The 17,223-nt window shown below is 61.0% G+C and carries 19 protein-coding genes and 1 tRNA gene; 7 read left to right on the top strand and 13 right to left on the bottom strand.

Features of this window, described 5'->3' with window-relative positions; all coding sequences use genetic code 11:
- Positions 1-84 precede the first annotated feature (84 nt).
- The 7 genes from RSO01_RS33005 to RSO01_RS32975 form a co-directional block, all read right to left on the bottom strand.
- On the bottom strand, positions 85-1,083 hold the full coding sequence (locus RSO01_RS33005) for a phage/plasmid primase, P4 family (RefSeq protein WP_170303530.1): 999 nt from the start codon (positions 1,081-1,083) through the stop codon (positions 85-87).
- Positions 1,080-1,754, bottom strand: a complete 675-nt coding sequence (locus RSO01_RS33000; protein WP_147154843.1) for a hypothetical protein — start codon at positions 1,752-1,754, stop codon at positions 1,080-1,082. Before RSO01_RS33000 ends, RSO01_RS33005 begins: the two co-directional genes overlap by 4 nt.
- Positions 1,715-1,957 (bottom strand): hypothetical protein, encoded by a 243-nt coding sequence (locus RSO01_RS32995; protein ID WP_147154842.1) that lies wholly within the window; start codon positions 1,955-1,957, stop codon positions 1,715-1,717. Before RSO01_RS32995 ends, RSO01_RS33000 begins: the two co-directional genes overlap by 40 nt.
- Entirely contained in the window at positions 1,957-2,271 is a 315-nt protein-coding gene (locus RSO01_RS32990) for a hypothetical protein (protein ID WP_147154841.1), read from the bottom strand. The genes RSO01_RS32995 and RSO01_RS32990 overlap by 1 nt, the downstream gene beginning before the upstream one ends.
- Positions 2,268-2,474, bottom strand: a complete 207-nt coding sequence (locus tag RSO01_RS32985) for a helix-turn-helix domain-containing protein (RefSeq protein ID WP_147154840.1) — start codon at positions 2,472-2,474, stop codon at positions 2,268-2,270. The genes RSO01_RS32990 and RSO01_RS32985 overlap by 4 nt, the downstream gene beginning before the upstream one ends.
- A 72-nt stretch (positions 2,475-2,546) precedes the next feature.
- Entirely contained in the window at positions 2,547-2,789 is a 243-nt protein-coding gene (locus tag RSO01_RS32980) for a hypothetical protein (RefSeq protein ID WP_147154839.1), read from the bottom strand.
- The gene (locus tag RSO01_RS32975) at positions 2,789-4,000 is read right to left on the bottom strand and encodes a tyrosine-type recombinase/integrase (RefSeq protein ID WP_147154838.1); all 1,212 of its coding nucleotides are present in this window, start codon (positions 3,998-4,000) and stop codon (positions 2,789-2,791) included. Before RSO01_RS32975 ends, RSO01_RS32980 begins: the two co-directional genes overlap by 1 nt.
- Before the next feature lie 336 nt (positions 4,001-4,336).
- Here RSO01_RS32975 and RSO01_RS32970 point away from each other — a divergent pair, with 336 nt between their 5' ends.
- Genes RSO01_RS32970 through RSO01_RS32960 form a run of 3 tightly spaced genes read left to right on the top strand, consistent with a single transcriptional unit; the run spans position 4,337 to position 6,600 of the window.
- Positions 4,337-4,603 (top strand): DUF3489 domain-containing protein, encoded by a 267-nt coding sequence (locus tag RSO01_RS32970; RefSeq protein WP_218037530.1) that lies wholly within the window; start codon positions 4,337-4,339, stop codon positions 4,601-4,603.
- Between the two features lie 11 nt (positions 4,604-4,614).
- The gene (locus RSO01_RS32965) at positions 4,615-5,061 is read left to right on the top strand and encodes a DUF2924 domain-containing protein (RefSeq protein WP_246158981.1); all 447 of its coding nucleotides are present in this window, start codon (positions 4,615-4,617) and stop codon (positions 5,059-5,061) included.
- Positions 5,062-6,600 carry a recombinase family protein gene (locus RSO01_RS32960; protein WP_147154835.1) on the top strand — a complete coding sequence of 513 codons (1,539 nt, stop codon included), beginning with the start codon at positions 5,062-5,064 and terminating at the stop codon, positions 6,598-6,600.
- Positions 6,601-7,265: 665 nt separating this feature from the next.
- On the opposite strand, the gene RSO01_RS32955 is transcribed toward RSO01_RS32960, so the two are convergent.
- From RSO01_RS32955 to RSO01_RS32945, 3 genes are read right to left on the bottom strand one after another with little or no spacing between them, the layout of a single operon-like run.
- A complete protein-coding gene (locus RSO01_RS32955) occupies positions 7,266-8,156 on the bottom strand; it encodes a plasmid partitioning protein RepB C-terminal domain-containing protein (protein WP_246158980.1) in 891 nt (296 codons plus the stop codon).
- A 4-nt stretch (positions 8,157-8,160) separates the two neighbouring features.
- The gene (locus RSO01_RS32950; RefSeq protein WP_147154833.1) at positions 8,161-9,051 is read right to left on the bottom strand and encodes a plasmid partitioning protein RepB C-terminal domain-containing protein; all 891 of its coding nucleotides are present in this window, start codon (positions 9,049-9,051) and stop codon (positions 8,161-8,163) included.
- Positions 9,048-10,682: a recombinase family protein gene (locus RSO01_RS32945; RefSeq protein WP_308933108.1), complete on the bottom strand. Its 1,635-nt coding sequence runs from the start codon at positions 10,680-10,682 to the stop codon at positions 9,048-9,050. Before RSO01_RS32945 ends, RSO01_RS32950 begins: the two co-directional genes overlap by 4 nt.
- A 47-nt stretch (positions 10,683-10,729) precedes the next feature.
- Here RSO01_RS32945 and RSO01_RS32940 point away from each other — a divergent pair, with 47 nt between their 5' ends.
- Positions 10,730-11,122, top strand: coding sequence for a hypothetical protein (locus tag RSO01_RS32940; RefSeq protein WP_147154831.1), 393 nt, complete (start codon positions 10,730-10,732; stop codon positions 11,120-11,122).
- Between the two features lie 424 nt (positions 11,123-11,546).
- On the opposite strand, the gene RSO01_RS32935 is transcribed toward RSO01_RS32940, so the two are convergent.
- Positions 11,547-12,518: an AraC family transcriptional regulator gene (locus RSO01_RS32935; RefSeq protein WP_147154830.1), complete on the bottom strand. Its 972-nt coding sequence runs from the start codon at positions 12,516-12,518 to the stop codon at positions 11,547-11,549.
- 134 nt (positions 12,519-12,652) lie between these two features.
- Between RSO01_RS32935 and RSO01_RS32930 the strand changes: the two genes are divergently transcribed.
- Positions 12,653-13,597: a hypothetical protein gene (locus RSO01_RS32930; protein WP_218037529.1), complete on the top strand. Its 945-nt coding sequence runs from the start codon at positions 12,653-12,655 to the stop codon at positions 13,595-13,597.
- A 934-nt stretch (positions 13,598-14,531) separates the two neighbouring features.
- Here RSO01_RS32930 and RSO01_RS32925 read toward each other — a convergent pair.
- Positions 14,532-14,607, bottom strand: a tRNA-Ile gene (locus tag RSO01_RS32925).
- A 159-nt stretch (positions 14,608-14,766) separates the two neighbouring features.
- On the opposite strand from RSO01_RS32925, the gene RSO01_RS32920 reads away from it, so the two are divergent.
- Together RSO01_RS32920 and RSO01_RS32915 are read left to right on the top strand one after the other, a co-directional pair.
- The gene (locus RSO01_RS32920; RefSeq protein WP_170303529.1) at positions 14,767-15,231 is read left to right on the top strand and encodes a phasin family protein; all 465 of its coding nucleotides are present in this window, start codon (positions 14,767-14,769) and stop codon (positions 15,229-15,231) included.
- Entirely contained in the window at positions 15,228-16,337 is a 1,110-nt protein-coding gene (locus RSO01_RS32915) for an extracellular catalytic domain type 2 short-chain-length polyhydroxyalkanoate depolymerase (protein ID WP_147154828.1), read from the top strand. Before RSO01_RS32920 ends, RSO01_RS32915 begins: the two co-directional genes overlap by 4 nt.
- 5 nt (positions 16,338-16,342) lie before the next feature.
- Here the strand turns inward: RSO01_RS32915 and RSO01_RS32910 are convergent, their stop codons facing one another.
- The gene (locus tag RSO01_RS32910) at positions 16,343-17,050 is read right to left on the bottom strand and encodes a response regulator (protein ID WP_147154827.1); all 708 of its coding nucleotides are present in this window, start codon (positions 17,048-17,050) and stop codon (positions 16,343-16,345) included.
- Between the last annotated feature and the right edge of the window lie 173 nt (positions 17,051-17,223).

Here is a 17,223-nt window from a genome sequence, read left to right as displayed (position 1 = left end):
TTCTTCAGCAAACTGTTAGAGCGATTAATGCAAAAGGGCCGCCCTTTCCAGCCCTCCACCAAACAGGAAGGCACACGCGGCTACTCACGGGTCGCTCCGAAACGCCGCTGCGGCCACCCTCTTGACCTCCACCTCGGTAAGATTCAGCCCTTTGTAGCGGCGCTCGCCGTCGACCTTGGCGGGTTCGAAGCCCTGCTTCTCCAGTTCGTCGTAGAACACGGCTGGTCTGCCGACGAACTCATTGTTCGCCTTCGCCCATCGTTCCCACGACTTGAACAGAGCGGTGCGGGCGCATTGCTCGTTGGGATCGTCGACACAGCAGTCCTCCATCCAGCGGCCAATCGTGTCCTGCTCCTCGAAGTAGTTGGCCGTCGCGGCGATCACCTTGGCAGGCGGCTTGAGCCCGATGCGCTGCCACTCGCGACAACCTTCGATCATCCAATGAAAGATGCCGGCCCACTCGGCCTTGAGCTTTTCACCGAGCTTGGTGTCGCGCTCTTTCTCCGGGATCGTCACGGTGAACGGCACCAAGTGAAACCTTCGACGCATCGCATCATCGACCGACGACAGACGCGGTTTGTGGTTGCCGCTGATCAGCAACTTGAACTGGGGCGTAAACGTGAAGAAGTCCTGCCGCATAAACCGCGCAGAGACAGCATCGCCGCCCGTGATCATCTTGATCTTCGCCTCGTCCCAGCGGCGACCTTTGTCAGTTTCATTAGCCACAACAAGCCGCGCGCCTTGCAGCCCTGCGAGGTCGGTCGGATGCTGCTCGCTCTTCGACGCCATGAAGGTCGAAATGGGAGCCGTTTTCGCGTAGTCGCCGAGAATGCCGGCCAACGTAATGATGAAGATAGTTTTGCCGTTGCTGCCACTGCCATAGAGGAAGAACATCGCGTGTTCTTCAATCGACCCGGTCAAGCAGTAACCGGCCACGCGCTGCAGGTAGGCTTGCAACTCCTTGTCGCTGCCAGTCACGCGGTCCAGGTATGTAGTCCATTCCGGGATTGGCATGTCGCCATCGGGCGCGACTGCGGTCTGCTTCGTGATGTAGTCGTTGCGGTCCGCTGGTCTTAGGCTCATGGCGCTTCTCCTTCTTTGAGTTGAATGGTTCCACCCGGCGTGCCTAGCACCCAGATGTTTGTGTCCCATTGATCGTGGACGGCAGCGGTCGTCTCAACGCCCTTAAGCATGCTGAGAACGGCGAAGACCCGCTTGGCGCTGCCGATGCCAAGTCCACTGCAGTACGCCCCAACTTCGTCTTGCGCGGTCAGCTTTTCATCCGTTTCCCAGACCTTGTCGTTCCAGCGCAACCACTGGCCCCACTTAGCGACGTAGCGCCATCTGCTGCCGACCATGCCCCTGGCAAAGAGTTTGGCGAGGTCGTAATCCTGGTCCTTGGTCGATTGCGCTTTTTTATATGCCAGCGAGGCTACAGCCAGGGCACGCTTTTCGGCCTCAGCCAACTCCTCCGTCCCGATCTGGCGCAGCTTGTCGAAGTTCTCGAACGGCTCGCCGGTGACGGGCACCCACAAGCCTTCGCGGCTAAGCTCTTCGGTCTCCGCTTGCGACGGGTAGAGGACGAACGCTCGGTAGCCGCCCTTCATCGTCTCGACGTAGGAGTTGAGTCTTGCCAACGTCTTGCGAATGACGCCGATGTCGCCTTCCAGTTCGTAGGCACCGATGCCGCGTTCATCGTCGATCGGTCCAAGCACTATGCCAATGTTGTCACCAGTGGCTTGCGCCTCGGCCAACGTGAGCAACCCCTGGGTTTGTCAGGGTCAACGACCTTGCCGTTGCGGCCGCGCGGCGTCTCGCTCTCTTTATCGAACGTCACCCACAACCTGCGGCCATCGAGATCGCCCCAAGGTAAAGGATTCTTGGCGTCGTCGTTGTCGTCGGCAGGAGGAAGCAGCTGAGCAAGGAGCTCTTCGGCTCTGCTATTATCTTTCGGCATCAATGCAACTCCATCAATGCCCGGTCGATGTCGGGGTCTGGGGCGCTGAACGCGCTGAAGTGGAAATCCCTGGCGGCCAGCAGGCATTCCCGGGCCTGGGGATCGGCCATGATGACGTCGCGGACCCGCCCCGCGGCGTCGCCCAGTTCGGTCTGCAGCACCATCGGCAGAGCCATGCGGTCGCCCGTTTTGGGGATGACCTCGCCGACCATCTTTTCGAGCACGGCGGCGACATGACGCTTATCGTTTGTCATCAAGTAGCCGTGCAGGTTGGAGCCGGCCAGGGGGATCGTCAGAAGATAGTGTTTGATCATTTCGCCGCCCCGGACTTGCGGAGATTGACGGGCGGCAGGCTCGCGACATACTCGTCAAGGCTCTCGGCGGTGATCATGGTGCTGCCGCCGAACTTGACGGCCTTGAGCTTGCCGCCTGCGATCAGATCGTGAAGTTTCGTGTTGCCGCAAGACCCCAGTATTTGGCGGGCGGCAGTTTTCTTATACAGCAGAGGCTTTTGCATCACAGTCTCCGTAGGTTTGCCTACGGGGACTATCGGGCTGAAGCGAACGGATCGCTGCAAGAATTGGTTTTTTTAATTCGGCCGCTTCAGGCCACGGTTGGCGCGCTCAATCATCCGGCGCACGCGCAGGCCGTGCTCTTCCATACGCAGGAACCGCTTCCGCACGACTTGCCAGTCCATGTTGTGTCGCTGGCCAACCTCGCGCCATGCCGCGGTAGCCTTGGTGCCACTCGCGATCAGGTCCCAGACTTCCTGATAGATCGGACGCCAACTCGGCGGGTCATGCGGCAGGGGCTTGCGGCCTCGCTTGGCCATCACGCCCTCCGCAGCGGCGTGACGTTGTCAGCGATCGGCAGGCGGGCGCAGAACCGGGCCCAGTCGTCCATCAGCCGGCGCCGTTTCTCGAACAGATCGCCGCGCCGGTACGCGGCTTCCACCGCATTGCCAACAGCGTGGGCCAAGGCCATCTCCGCGACCTCGCGAGGGTAGGTCGTCTTTTCCGCCGCCCAGTCGCGGAACGTCGAACGGAAGCCATGAACGGTGATGTCGTCACGCCGCATTCGCTTCTGCAGCAGCACCGACATAGCCATGTTCGACAGCGGCTTGTCGTCGGTCCGTGGGCTGGGAAAGATGTACTCGCCCTCGTTGCTCAACGAGTTGAGCAACGACAGCGCGCTCTTGCTCAACGGAACCCGGTGCACTCGTCCACCCTTCATCCGCTCGGCAGGGATCGTCCAAACAGCACCCTCGATCTCATCCCATCGCGCGCCGAGCGTCTCCCCAGTGCGGCAGGCAGTCAGGATAGTGAACTCAAGCAATCGCGCGCCCACACCCGGCTGCTTGCGCAACTTCTCCATGAACGAGCCGATCTCGGCATAGGGCAGGGCCGCATGATGCTTCACGACGCGGCGCGCGCGGGCTGTCAGGAGTGTCTGAAGGTTGCCTTTCCAGGCCGCAGGATTGTCGCCCGAGCGAGCGCCACGTGCCTTGGCGGCATCGAGGATCGCTTCAATGCGTTGCCGCAGGCGACTGGCAGTCACGTTTTTTGTCGTCCAGATCGGTTCAAGCACCTTTAGCATTAGCGGGGTGTCGATGTCCGACACAGGCAGATCGCCTATCGTGGGATATGCGTACGTCTTGAGCGTCGATCCCCATTGCGCAGTCGCCTTGGCATTACGCCAGCCCTGCGAATGTCTCTTAATGTAGCTTTCCGCCTCCTGCTTGAACGTGGTCGAGGCCAAGAGCGCCGCGCGTTTCGCAGCATCTTCAGCCAACGGATCAAGTCCAGCGCGATGCGCCCGGAAGAGCTCGCGCGCCTCGGCACGTGCCTCCGCTAGGGTCTTGAGCCGCACCGGCCCCAGTCCCTTCTCTCGCATCTTTCCGCCCGGTGGCGTGTACCGGAAGGTCCAGAACTTCGCCTGCGCGTCGCGCACGGCCAGATACAAACCGTCGCCGTCGCCCCAGCGGCCTGGCTTCGTCGCCTTGGCCACGAATGCGGCCGTCAATCCTCTTGCCCGTCGCCCCATGTCGTCATCCCCTGTTCCGTCCCCTAAATGATCGCGCGAATGGGGGCGAATGGAAAGGGACGATTTCGAGGGCCAAATAGCACATAGTGCCGACAGGAAGGCACTTTCCGATGTGTTCTTCGAACGGTTGCGAACGGCCGCAAACAGTGAAGTGGCGGAAGGGCGGGATTCGAACCCGCAGTAGCGATTCGCCAGTCGGCCGGCACCTGATCATGGAAGTATCGCCTGCCCGCGATCTACGCAATGCCATGATCTGCCAGTTCACTTGAGAAAGTAGGCAAAGGAAGCGTGCATGCGGTGCCGGCACAAGGCCGGTAAACACGCATGGAGCCTACGATGACGAAGAAGGCGACGGCCGGTCCCGGCAAGAAGAAGCATAAGACGGCCACAGCATCTGCTGGCGGGCCGGAGACCAAGCTAAGCCAACTGGAAAGCCTGCTGCGGCGCAAGGAGGGCGCCACCATCGCCCAGATCGCCGCGGCGCTGGATTGGCAGCCACATAGCGTGCGCGGTGCGATGTCGGGCTCGCTGAAGAAAAAACAGGGCCTGACGATCAGCAATCAGATGACTGAAGACGGTCGGCGCGTTTACCGGATTGCCTGACGGGCTTGTCGATGTCTTCCAGGCCTGACGATACACTTACTGCCGAGATCGCACGGCTGGACGGTCTTGGCCTTGGAGCGCTGCGCGATCTCTGGCGCGAGCGTCTCGGTTCCCCACCACGCTTTGCAAGCACGGAACTGACACGGCTCTGGCTGGCGTGGGAGCTGCAGGCGCGAGCGCGTGGCGGGTACGATCCGGCAACCCGACGCTGGCTGAAACAACTCAGTAAATCCTCGAAGGCCGATGCGCCTCCAACATCAGCCGCACGTGGGGCGCTGAAGCCCGGCGCGGTGCTGACGCGGGAGTGGGGCGGAGTGACCCACCGAGTGATGGTCTTAGAGGAGGGCTTCGCTTGGGCCGGCCAGACCTATGGCTCCCTGTCGGAGATCGCGACCCGGATCAGCGGCACCCGCTGGTCAGGGCCGCGCTTCTTCGGCCTGAAGCAGGGCGACCGGTAAATGACCGCCATCCGTCGCTGCGCCGTTTACACACGCAAATCGTCGGAGGAAGGCCTCGAACAGGCCTTCAACTCCCTGCATGCCCAACGGGAGGCCTGCGAGGCATATATCAAGAGCCAGGCGCATGAAGGGTGGAAGCTTGTAAAGACCGCCTATGACGACGGCGGCCTATCGGGCGGCTCCATGGAACGGCCGGCGCTGCAAAGGCTGCTGGCCGAGGTAGCAGCCGGGCGGATCAATGTGATCGTGGTCTACAAGGTCGACCGGCTAACGCGGTCGCTCGCTGACTTCGCCCGGATCGTGGAGACGCTGGACAGTCAGGGCGCTAGCTTTGTGTCGGTCACACAGCAGTTCAATACAACTACCTCAATGGGACGACTGACCCTGAACGTGCTGCTGTCGTTCGCGCAGTTCGAACGCGAGGTCACGGGCGAGCGCATTCGCGACAAGATCGCGGCGTCGAAGCGCAAGGGCATGTGGATGGGAGGATCGTTGCCCCTGGGCTACGACGTCAGGAGCCGTGAGTTGGTCGTAAACGAGGCTGAGGCAGAAACGGTCCGGGCGATATTCGAAGCCTATGATCGCGTGGGCACGGTATCAGACGTGCAGGACGATCTCCGGCGGCGCGGCATCTTCAGCAAGCGATGGACTTCATCGACAGGCCGGACCTGGGGCGGGGTGTCCTTCAGCCGGGGTGCCCTTTACTGGCTGCTCCGCAATCCGGTCTATGTGGGGCAGGTGGTTCACAAGGGGCAGGTCTACGACGGGCGGCAGCAGGCGATCGTCGACCGAGCACTCTGGGAGCGGGTGCAGGAACGCTTGGCGACGAAGAGTGCGTCCCGGGAACGCCGGCCGATCGTTCCGGGCGGCAGGCCGCTGGCTGCCCGTTTGTTCGACGACCGGGGTAATGCGATGAGCCCGACTTATACGGTCGGACGCAAAGGCCGGCGATATCCTTACTATGTGAGCCAAGCCCTGCTGCAGAACGAGAAGGAGCGGGCCGGATCGATCGCCCGCGTGCCGGCAGAGGAGGTCGAGCGCCTGGTGCACAAGGCCCTAGGACCCCACTGCGACGAAACGAGTTTACCTGAAGAGGCGCTGCGCAAGCGCGTCGAACGCGTGATTGTTCACTCCGACCGTGTCGAGATCATCAAGGCAGTGACTGACAAGGCCACGGATGCAGAAGAAAGCCCGGCATCCCGGACTGTCGTCGTGACGGCCAGACTGGCGCATCGCAATCGGGCCAGGATCCTCGATGACGGTTCGGCGAATCCCGACCCGAAATTGATGAAAGCTCTGGGCCGGGCCCACGAATGGCGCGACTGGATGGAGAGGGGCGAGGTGGAATCATATCGCGCCATCGCCAAAAAGGCCGGGCTCACATCAAGCTACGTGCAGACCATCCTGCCGTTGGCGTTCCTGGCGCCGAGTCTGACACGTGAATTTCTCGACGGCCGTCGTCAATTGCGCGGGGCATTGATGATTCGGCTGCGCCGGGGCATACCTGCTGACTGGCACCAGCAGATTGACAGGCTCTGACGCGCCAATCGCGGGGGTATCCACATTCTAGTCTAGCGACCGCACTTGGCGCTGATGGTGTTGGCAAGCGGCACAGAGTGACACCTCAATCAAAGGCGCCCGGAGACTTTCAGCCAGAAACGCCCTATTCGCGTGAAGGTCGCCAAAGATGCCGGTCTCTGGCGTCACTCTAGGCCCAGAAAGTGCGGATTTATGCCGCATTTCTGGCTATCCATGCGCCGCTAGAGTTAGCGGCGCTGGGTGGTTGGTAGGGGCGCAGTCATACGAACTTCAGACACGACTCCGACGATTCAATGCGCGATCCACCTGGAGTACGAGTTCATCAACGCAAGAAGGCCACGGTTTATGGGCCCTTTCCTGCGCCTCCGACTCGCCGTTGGGAGGCAGCAAACAACAGAGACGAGTTTGCAACGGACTGAATGGTCGACCGGTCGACTCTCTGCCGATGTGCCGGCAGACAGCTAGCGGCAACTTTCCGCCGGCACATCCATCGTGGCGCCCGCCCGAATGACGGGCCACCCGGCTGGCATATGATTTCCAGCCTGGCGGGCTCAGAGCGGGTTCGCCGTCTTCTCCGCCGCCGCACTTGATCCGCCCCACCGTGCGGCGTCTCCTGCGGTCCCCGCGCTTATGGGTCCGGGTCCCCACGGACGCTTGCGTCCGGATCAGGCGACCGTCGCCTGCTGTTCGGTCAGCTGCATCAATTCGGCCAGGATGTCCTTGTGATGCCGTTCCAAGTAGTTATGGACTTGCACGTTCGCTAGCATGCGACCGAGGTATCCCTTAGCCAGCACCAGATCGAGATGGTCCAAGCCGTATGTCTCTTCGATTACACGGAACTCCCGATCCAACGTCGCGGACTCACGCTGCATGATGGAGAGTTGTTCGTCCGTCACTCCGTTCGTCTTTTGCCGGCGACGGCGGCCAGCAATGAGTTGGCTGTCAGGAGTGCCTGCGAGAAGCGTCTTAGCGTAACTAACCGTGAACCTGTTCATTACGACCATGGCCTGAGCGACCTCGATTTGCCGCTCCGATACCATTTTCCTCAGCGCATCGAACGCGTTGATCGAGACATGCTTGTCCTCAAGGATTGCTACTGCATCGGGGCTGATTCCGTCTAAGAGCCGGCGTTTGCGTCGGATATGGTCGATCTTGACATGGAGAGCGGCGGCGACGCGATCTTCGGATGCGCCCAACTCGATCGCCCGCAGGATCATCTTGTGCTCCTGAATGATCGCAAGCCGGTTGGTACGCTTGTTGAACGTGTACGCTTCGTCGTCGGAGCTCAAAAGGCAGACAGCGTCCCGCTCTCCTAGCTCCTTCAAGGCCTCCAGGCGAAGGCGACCGTCTACCACCATGTACCTGCCGGGTGTACGCGGGTCGATGGAGACGGCGATCGGCTCGATAAGGCCAACCTCCCGAACGGAGGCGGTTATCTGGGCATACTTGCGGGACGCGCGCACGGTATCGGTGACGGGATGAAGCGTCGTTATCTCGTCGAGCGGGATGCTGATGGTCGCATCAGCAAAGGCCTTGGCGACCGGAGCTGGCGCCATCCCATCAGGCATATGAGGTGCCTTGCAAACGTGTTGCGAGATTGCGGGGTAGGGTATCAAGACCTTCTTTACGTAGGAGAGATGCGAAGCCATCATCTGCCAGAAGGCTGCGTAGGGCTTGGACGGCGAAGGTCAGCCGATCCCGAGTTGTCTCGGCTTTCCGCACCATTTGGCGTTTGCGTTCGACATCTTGCTGATAGGTCCGGATTAGAGCAGTGGCTGACAGCCGCGGCCCACCTTTCTTGCTGGTTGCCCCGAAACCTTTGCCGCGGCGGCGCCGCTGCTCGACGAGTTGACGGGCCAACACGATCTTTCGCCCTTTGAGGTCGCCCTTTTCGTACGCTTGCTGAAGTGCAGCTTGGACCTCTTCATCCGGCGATTCAGCGATCTGCATTGCGACACTGATTGGCATCGTGCCGGCTTCAACAGCTCTGAGAAGACGGTGCTCGCCGTTCTCTGTCAGCCTAATGACGCCGCGAACGTAATCAGGAGACAGGTCAGTCTTGTGGGCGATCTGGTCGATTGAGTAGCCACGCCTCTTCATGCCCTCAACATCCCGCAGTAGGTCGATAGCCCTGTGCTGACGTCGTGCGACGTTTTCCACGAGGCTCATTACAAGTGCTTCTTGCGTCGTTGCCTCAATAACGAGGGCGGGGATCTCGGTTTGACCGAGAACCTTAAACGCTTCCATGCGACCCTGCCCACAGACAAGATCGAAGGCCTCGCCATTTGGACTGGCCTTTCGGATGACGGTGATAGGACGTTTGAGCCCGAGCTGAGCGATGCTTTGCACGATCCCTTCGAAGACCTTGCGATTGCGCTTTCGCGGGTTAATCACGGCGATCTTGTCGATCGGGACTAGCTGGACCTTCGAAGCGGATTGCCGTCTTTTCATGCCACCTCCCTCAGGTGAACCCGAGCGGCCATCTCGTAAAGCTGGTCGAGCGTGTCAAACCGGAAGGAATCGAGAGCCAATCCGTTATGCTCGCCCACTCGCACTTGAGCACCAGGCAGATTGATGCGGGGAAGGATGTAGTAGTCCTGGACCGATTGGTTCTCACGATCCATGCGCAGCGCGACGATCACGTCAGGGGACAGGCTAGTGTCGAACTGAATTTTCCAGCGAAGCGATCCAGCCGCGGTCTCATGGCAGCGGGCTATGCAGAGCGAAACCGTGAACTCGTCGTTCACGAGCAGCAGTTCGCTGGAGTCGTCCTGGATGACCCGGCCGCCTAGCTGAGCGATGTTGGAGATGGTTTCGTCAACGATGTCGGGAAGCAAGGCGCGGAGCTGCCGATTGATCTCGACATACCGCATGTCACGATCTGGCGTGAATCCGACGAGCTGATAAGCGCGGGCGAGGCTCCCGAAGCGCACGCTATACGTCGAGCTCGACGGCAAGCCGTCGGCCTCATCGATGATGAGTCCAGAAAGGAAGCCGCGTTCCTGATAGAGCACCCGAAGCCTATCGAGCATCTCGCTCTCAGAGATGCGCCGTGATCGGTTCTGGATGATGGCCTGGGCGGCATCGAAAAGATGCCTGTCCACGATGGGGTCGAATACGCCGTTGGCTCGGACCCATTTTTCCGGGTCATTCCGGATCCGGACCTTCTTGAGCTTGAAGGAGATGCGGTTCCAAACGTTATCGCCCACATACTTCGGGTTCGTAAGCACTTGATGGACGCGGCCGCGGGTCCATTGCCCGCCATCGTCGGTGAGGACCTCCCGGCTGTTCAACAAGCACGCGATCTCCTGCTCCAGCTTTCCTTCCTCGACGAAAGTTTGGTACATCCATTGGACGGTCTCGATCTCGACTGGCGCTCCTGGGATTAGGATCACCCGATCTGTTTGGATACTTTTGTGCTCACCTCGAGCCAACTCTCCTTTATGAACTCCGTTCTGGTCGATCAGCATTCTTCGCAGCCCGTAGCCCGCTGGCCCACCTTGGCGATAGCCTATCTCGATCAAGCGGCATTGACCGGCAAAGACTTTCGCGGACAGTTCACGGCTATACTCGCCAGCCATCGCCCGCTTGACGCCTTTGACGATGGTGGAAACCGGACTTCCGTCGTTCTCGAACTGCTCAGCGCAGTATTGCACTGCAATTCCGGCACTTCTGCAGATGTATTCGTAGTGCGCGCTCTCGTCGGCGTCCTGAAAGCGGCCCCAGCGGCTAACGTCGTAAACTAGGATGGTGGTGAAGTCGGCTTTCCCAGTCTGGACGTCTCGGATCAGCGCCTTGATACCCTCGCGACCATCGAAGCGAAGGCCGCTTTTTCCCTCGTCGGCATAGGTTTTTATGATCTGTAGGCCCTTCTGCTCGGCATACTTCTGGATGGCATCAGCTTGGTTCTCGGTCGAATAGCGCTGATGCTCCGTGGACATTCGGACGTACTGCGCCGCCCGCTTCGCCTTGTCCGAGGTCGGGCCGGCGGTTCGCCGAAGAGGGTAGGGTAGGCCTCGGACTCCAGGCGGGTACGAAGGCAAACGGCCTCCGCCAGCATCCGGGCCGGATGCAACGCTCATTTACTGACGCCCCTTGAATAGCCGAACGCTATCCACGGAGGTGTCGGATGTCTTTCCCGGAAACGGGCAAAGTATTGCATAAGTCGGGCAAAGAGTTGCCCTTGGCCGCGGGCGGAGAACAGCGCTCGGCGTATGCGGCGGCGGTCGCAAAAAGCCTAAGGCAAGCCCTTGAGGCACCCGGAATTTCCACGAAGACAATCATGGGCTGGACAAGTGCGAGCGAGCGCGCGGTCAAAGGGTGGATCTCGGGCAAGAATGGTCCCCGTGGAGAGCACTTGGTTGGCCTGATGCGGTCGTCCGACATCGTGATGCAGCAGGTCCTTTCGCTGGCAGGGCGGGAACTCCTGGCTGACGCGCACCGGCTGGTCGGTCTGCGAGACCCTCTGCGCCGGCTAGCGGACCTGCTTGACGAAGAAAATAGGAAAAGCGCGCATAGGTAGAGTAGTGACTCGATCTTTGGCGTCTGGAGACACTTCGCCAAAAAGCGCCTTGAGGCCACAACTGAGTAGGTCATAGTCCTTAGTCGCATGTGGAAGGGGCCGCATTCCGCGGCTCTTTCTCGCTCTTCGACTGATAGAAGAAAAACAACCACCGGTGGTTGGTAGTCGAGACATGATTCGAAACCTAAGCATCGCCTGATGCTGCATCGCCGGCGTGGTGCGACACCTGTCCACGGCCCGAATCCGCCATCGCGATAAAGTCGCAGATTTTGGGCATTTTCTGGGGCTCCATATGTCGATCGACTTGGTTCGTGGCTCGCCGGGCGGGCGCCCCGGAGGCGGGAGACAAGTTAGCAGAAAGACTGGTTGGTTGGGCGGACTGGATTCTAACAGTGCCCCCTTAATCGTGGCGTTCCAGGGCGGGTTATGCGGGTGCACCGACATTTCCCACACGCCGCCAGGTGGCAGGTGCGGCGCCAAACTTCTTCTTGAACGCGCGGGAGAACGCCGCCTCCGATTCGTATCCGACCTGTTCGGCAATCCGGCCCAGCGAATCACCGCTGTCCCGCAGCTTCTGCGCAGCGACCTGCAGGCGCCAGTCGGTGAGGTAGTGCATCGGCGCAACGCCGATCACGCGCGTGAATCTTTCGGCGAGGCCGGAGCGGGATATGCCAACCTCGCGACCGAGTTCGTCGACGCTCCAGCCACGCACCATGTCTGCATGCATGAGGGCCAACGCTTTGGAAACAGCCGGATCGCGCAAGCCGGCAAGCCAGCCGGTTTGCCCTTCGGGGATGCTCTGCACGTACTGCCGCACGGCCTCGACGAACAACAACTCCGAGAGCTTGGAGAGAACCGCTGTCGATCCGGTCCGTCCGCTCGCGACTTCATAGGCCGCATACTGGAAGGTCGAACGGATCCAATCCGCCGCCGGCGTCTCCTCCACCTTCAGGATCATCGCTGAGGGCAAGGTGGACACGATCGGATTGATGAGGCCGCTGTCGCAGCCGAGAAAGCCGCACACCATGTGGACCGCATCCCCGCCGCCACCGTGGAGAACCGTCTGAACCATCTTGTCTCCGTCGGGTACGATGACGGAGGCGGCCGAAACCGGGGGCAGGCTGACGTCGCTGCCCATCAGATAGAGATCATTGCGGGGAAAGAGCACGACGTCGCCGCTGCTCACTTGCTGCCCCTGCTGATTGGGCTCGGCGATATAGAGCTCGCCGTCGACGACGTAATGATAGGGAATGAGATTGACCGCCGCCCCGAGAAAGGGAGCGCAATGTTCCGCGGACATTTGGCCGATCATACACCAGGGCGCCGAAAACTCGGCGTTGAGAAAGACGCCGCCGCTGAGACGGGCAACTCTCAGAATGTCTGACAACGCATCCATTGGGCGAGTTCTCGTTTGGAGCCTTCGTCATTTCTTCCGGCGTTCCGATCATAGCGCGCCCGGATTGCCAGAGATACATCCAGCCCATCGGAACGGATTGTCCGTGCCTATGATGCAATCGAATGGAGACAGACATGAACGCCATCGTTTCAAATGCCATTATTCCGATGGCCGACACCGCCAAATATGCGCGGGCCATCGCGGCCTCCAAGGCCGTGCGCTGGGACATCGACAACGATGTCATCAGGGGGCGGCGCTTTGACGTCGCCAAGAAATACCTGCCCGACGGCCTGTCGCTGGTCCAGGAAATGGCGCTTTCCGAGGCCGAAATGCGCTTCGCCAGCCAGATCCAGGGCCGCACCTATGCCAACGTCTTCGGGCTGGTCGAGCGCTTCATCACGGCCAAGCTCATCGACGTGAGCCGGGAGCACACATTGGGCGACCAAAATGCGCTCGAGGCCCTGGTGCGTTTCAGCGACGAGGAGATCAAGCATCAGATACTTTTCCGGCGCATCGAGGCGATGATGGCCGAGACCATGCCGGCGGGCTATCGCTTTGACGTCGATTCCGACGCGGTTGCCCGCGCCGTGCTCGCCAAGTCTACATGGTCGGTGCTCGTGCTCACCCTTCACATCGAGCTGTTCGTGCAGCTCCACTATCGGCAGAGCATCGAGCCGGACAACGGGCTCTCGGAGCTGTTCAAGGATGTGTTTCTCTTCCACTGGAAGGACGAGGCCCAGCACTCGGTCCTCGACGAGCTCGAGTTGAAGCGTCACGACGCAACGCTCTCCCGCGAGGAACGCGAGCGGGCGGTGGGCGAGTTCATCGACCTGGTGGTGGCCGTCGATGCGATTCTGCAGGTGCAGGCCAAGGCGGACGCGGCTTACTTCGGCGCGAACTGCGGGCGAAAGCTGCAGCCTGCCGAGGCTGAGCAGGTCGGCCGGCACTTCCTGAAGGCCTATCGCTGGCAGTACATTTTCTCGGGCGCCGGCCACCCGCGCTTTCAGGGCATCGTGAAGGGCCTGATCGGCGCCGATCAGATGGTGCGCATCGAGGCGGCCCTCGGCACGCTCGTTTGATCCGAGGCGGATCCAGTTCCCGGCGCTGCCTGCGCTGCCAAGTGGCGCCGGGACCATTGCCCCCGCCTCTCACACGCCTTCAGATTTTGCCCGCTCACCTGTTGGCCTGACCGAGCTGCTAGCGGTTGTGCCCTTCCAATGGCGCATCCATGGAATGTCGTGAGTCATATGAGTTGGGGCTGACTAAAGTGCAGCTGATCAAACCCGATTGGGGAAACGCGGTCACCCCGGAAAACGGGTGAGTCTCTTTCTGCTTCAGACTTTGAGTTATGAAATCTCCTCGGCGAGCGAGACGGCTTAGATTGTTGGTAATGCCGGGAACGACCGTTTCGGCGCTTTATCAAAGGGCTCCCTGCGCCTCAGCGCTGCTTGTGCTTGCACACGGGGGCAGAGGCCGGCATGTCACATCCCTTATGACAGCCGTGGCCGATCTGCTTGCTGAAAGAGGTGAAAATGGCGCCGACCATTCCTTCGGTGTCCTGGCTAGGTCGGGTCGAAACCATCAAGAGATTCTTACCTAAATTTCCGAAGTCTTAGGCGCATGGATAATAGGCGTAAAAATAGGCACATTGCCGGCAAGAACCTGGCCCAAAGCTGTAACGAGATAAGTGAGAAGCGAGTTGGCGGCGAGTTGGTTGGTTGAGCGGACTGGATTCGAGCCGTGCCAATAGGGCATGCGAGTCGCGCCGACTGCCAAGAGGGTTAGGAGAGGGGGCGGGCTGGATTCGAAAGTAAAACATGAAGATAATTTACAATCGAAAGTAGAGTAGTGACTTCCTTTTGGCCGGCCAGAGACTCTTGGCCCGAAAGCGGGTATTTTGCCAATATAGGCTGGAATGTGCTGGTCTCTGGTGTCACTCGAGACGCAAAAAGGGCCGCAAATGCGGCCCTTTCTCGGTTCTCTTAAACGATCGGTAACACAACCGTAAGTGGTTGGTAGGCCCGGCAGGATTCGAACCTGCGACATAACCGTTATGAGCGGCTCGTTCTAACCACTGAACTACGGGCCCCCGGAGCCTGCCGTTTCTACACTCATTCAGCGGGGGATACGAAGCACCTTTGTCTTTGAAAATTCGCTGGCGCCGGGCGATTTCGCGCGCCACGTTCGCGGCTGCGACCTGCATTCCGGCAAGCTCCCATCCACCGTTCAGCCCATCATGGAGTGGCGCATGGAAGATGCATCCCGCCTGTTCGGCACCGGCTTCACCTATTTCTACGATCTTCTGGCCATCGAGCTGCGCAACTTGGAGGCCCTAGGGCTGGCGCAGCAGAAGATGCTCGAGGGCATGGGCGTGCTCGCCCAGCGCCAGGCCGAAATCCTCGACGGAACGATTCGTCGCTCCCTCGAGGTTCGGCCATCGACAAACGGCTCGACGTCGCCGGTCGACCTCGCGATCAACCAGATCGGCTCGCTCAAGACGACCATGCAGGAGAGCCAGGCGAATTCGAACATCCTGTCCGAGCTCGCAGCCCGCAGCAGTGGCGAGGTCGCAAACATCCTGCAGTCGCGCATGATGGCGGCGCTCGATGAGCTCAAGACTGCCCTCGAGAAGGCAGTCCCCGAGAAGCCGGCGGCGATGCCCGCCGCATTGGTGCACCAGCCAAGCGCTCCCCAGCTCAGCACGCCGGCATGATCGGCCCCATCGTGCGGGCCGCCGCAGCATGGTTGCTGTTGGCGGTGGCCTCGCCTGTCGGCGCGCTGGCGGCGGATCCGCTGGCGCGTCTTCCGATCGATCCCGGTCAGGTTTCGGTGGCGGGCATCAGCTCCGGCGCGTTCATGGCCAACCAGCTCCACATCGCGCATTCCGCCGGGATCATGGGCGCCGGCATCGTCGCCGGCGGACCGTACGGCTGCGCCGTGGATCGCATGGCCGGCGATGGGGTAGCCGCTCTGGCAAGCCTCGCCGTCGGACCCTGCATGTCCGTGCCGAGCCTGCTCAGGCCCGTCGACTCGTACGCCAGGTTGGTCGCCGACCTGGCGGCGCGCGGCTGGATCGACCCGCCGCAGAATATCGTGCGCAGCCGGCTCTATTTCTTTGCCGGCAAGGCCGACAAGATCGTTGCCCCGCAGTCGGTCGAGCTCGGCGCCAGCCTCTATCGCACGCTGGGTGTGCCCGCCTCGCAGATCACTTTCCGCGATCGCGACCTGCCGGGTGCGGGGGCCGGGCATTCCTGGGTGACGAAGAACTTCGGCAGCGCCTGCGATGCCAATGCCTCGCCGTTCATCAACAATTGTGGCTACGACCAGGCCGGCGAGATGTTGCAGACCATCTATGGCCAGCTGCAGGGCGCCGCTGATCGGCCGGGAGGCCGGATCATTGCGTTCGACCAGACGGAGTTCGTGCCCCGCGCGGCGACGGCGGCGAACGGCTTGTCGGACTCCGGCTATCTCTATGTGCCGAAGGACTGCGAGGCGGGCGCTGCGCAGCTATGCCGTCTGGCGGTAACCCTGCATGGCTGTTTGCAGTCGGCCGAAGTCCTGGGCAACGAGTTCTACACCAGGATCGGCATCAACGAGTGGGCCGACACGAATCGCATCGTCGTGCTCTACCCGCAGGCCCACGCGACGTCGGTTTCGGAACTGGCGATGCAGAACGCTTCGTCGACCTTCAACACCAACCCGAACGGGTGCTGGAATTGGTGGGGCTACGCCAACGACGCTCAATTCCTGACCAAGCAAGGCATGCAGATCGGCGCCATCTGGTCGATGGTTCGCCGCCTGACCGGGCAAGGCAATTAGTCCGACTATTCCGCGGGCGGCACGAACATGTAGCCGATGCCGCGCACCGTGCGGATGACGGTGGGCTTTTCAGGCATCGGCTCGATCTTGCGCCGGATGCGGGTGATGCGGAGGTCGATCGCCCGGTCGAACGGATCGCGGCTCCTGTGGCTGGTCGTCTCCAGCAGCCAGTCGCGCGACAGCGGACGGTTGGGGTTCTCGGCGAAGGTCTTCAGGATGTCGAACTCGCCCGAGGTCAGGGCGACGTCTCTGCCGCCCTGGTCGAGCAACTGGCGCTTGGGCAGGTCGAGCGTGTGCTGGCCCATGCGCACGCGCTCCAGCAGCGGCGGCGTCGACTTGTTGGCCGAGCGGCGCAACACGCTCTTGCAGCGGGCAAGAAGCTCGCGCGGCTCGTAGGGCTTGGCGACGTAGTCGTCGGCACCGCTCTCCAGCCCCAGCACCTTGTCCACCGAATCGCCCGCGGCCGTCAGCATGATGATGCCGACCTTGGTGTTGCTTTCGCGCAGCCAGCGGGCCAGCGCGAAGCCGTCCTCCTGGCCGGGCAGCTGGACATCTAGCAGGACGAGATCGGGCATGGCGCGTGAGATCTGTCGGCGCATCTGCGCGCCGTTCTCGACGGCGATCACCTTGAGGTCGTGGTTCATCAGATAGGTCTCGGCGGCCTTACGCTGAAACGCATCGTCCTCGACCAGAAGAATGGAGGGTTGCAGCATGACCTGATCCGAAATAAATGTTTCTCTAATCATGACAAAATATCACGATTTCTCAAGGTTATACAGCCGTTTCTTGATATATTTGATACAGTTCTTCGCCTATTTCGCCACAGGCGCAACACATGTCTTTCCCACCCTTAGAGCCGCGACCTGAGGTCGTCTCTATCCCTAGT

Source organism: Reyranella soli, from assembly GCF_007992495.1.
Lineage (GTDB): Bacteria > Pseudomonadota > Alphaproteobacteria > Reyranellales > Reyranellaceae > Reyranella > Reyranella soli.
The sequence above is the reverse complement of the archived record's forward strand: the minus strand, read 5'-3'. Positions and strand labels throughout refer to the sequence as shown.

What these genes read in the sequence shown, in the direction of transcription:
- RSO01_RS32945 (WP_308933108.1), bottom strand. Translation starts at nt 10,682, where the DNA reads ATGAGCGTTGCATCCGGCCCGGATGCTGGCGGAGGCCGTTTGCCTTCG.
- RSO01_RS32960 (WP_147154835.1), top strand. Translation starts at nt 5,062, where the DNA reads ATGACCGCCATCCGTCGCTGCGCCGTTTACACACGCAAATCGTCGGAG.
- RSO01_RS32980 (WP_147154839.1), bottom strand. Translation starts at nt 2,789, where the DNA reads ATGGCCAAGCGAGGCCGCAAGCCCCTGCCGCATGACCCGCCGAGTTGG.
- RSO01_RS32955 (WP_246158980.1), bottom strand. Translation starts at nt 8,156, where the DNA reads ATGGCGCCAGCTCCGGTCGCCAAGGCCTTTGCTGATGCGACCATCAGC.
- RSO01_RS33005 (WP_170303530.1), bottom strand. Translation starts at nt 1,083, where the DNA reads ATGAGCCTAAGACCAGCGGACCGCAACGACTACATCACGAAGCAGACC.
- RSO01_RS32985 (WP_147154840.1), bottom strand. Translation starts at nt 2,474, where the DNA reads ATGCAAAAGCCTCTGCTGTATAAGAAAACTGCCGCCCGCCAAATACTG.
- RSO01_RS32910 (WP_147154827.1), bottom strand. Translation starts at nt 17,050, where the DNA reads ATGCTGCAACCCTCCATTCTTCTGGTCGAGGACGATGCGTTTCAGCGT.
- RSO01_RS32915 (WP_147154828.1), top strand. Translation starts at nt 15,228, where the DNA reads ATGATCGGCCCCATCGTGCGGGCCGCCGCAGCATGGTTGCTGTTGGCG.
- RSO01_RS32935 (WP_147154830.1), bottom strand. Translation starts at nt 12,518, where the DNA reads ATGGATGCGTTGTCAGACATTCTGAGAGTTGCCCGTCTCAGCGGCGGC.
- RSO01_RS32990 (WP_147154841.1), bottom strand. Translation starts at nt 2,271, where the DNA reads ATGATCAAACACTATCTTCTGACGATCCCCCTGGCCGGCTCCAACCTG.
- RSO01_RS32995 (WP_147154842.1), bottom strand. Translation starts at nt 1,957, where the DNA reads ATGCCGAAAGATAATAGCAGAGCCGAAGAGCTCCTTGCTCAGCTGCTT.
- RSO01_RS32970 (WP_218037530.1), top strand. Translation starts at nt 4,337, where the DNA reads ATGACGAAGAAGGCGACGGCCGGTCCCGGCAAGAAGAAGCATAAGACG.
- RSO01_RS32920 (WP_170303529.1), top strand. Translation starts at nt 14,767, where the DNA reads ATGGAAGATGCATCCCGCCTGTTCGGCACCGGCTTCACCTATTTCTAC.
- RSO01_RS32940 (WP_147154831.1), top strand. Translation starts at nt 10,730, where the DNA reads ATGTCTTTCCCGGAAACGGGCAAAGTATTGCATAAGTCGGGCAAAGAG.
- RSO01_RS32950 (WP_147154833.1), bottom strand. Translation starts at nt 9,051, where the DNA reads ATGAAAAGACGGCAATCCGCTTCGAAGGTCCAGCTAGTCCCGATCGAC.
- RSO01_RS32930 (WP_218037529.1), top strand. Translation starts at nt 12,653, where the DNA reads ATGAACGCCATCGTTTCAAATGCCATTATTCCGATGGCCGACACCGCC.
- RSO01_RS32975 (WP_147154838.1), bottom strand. Translation starts at nt 4,000, where the DNA reads ATGGGGCGACGGGCAAGAGGATTGACGGCCGCATTCGTGGCCAAGGCG.
- RSO01_RS32965 (WP_246158981.1), top strand. Translation starts at nt 4,615, where the DNA reads ATGTCTTCCAGGCCTGACGATACACTTACTGCCGAGATCGCACGGCTG.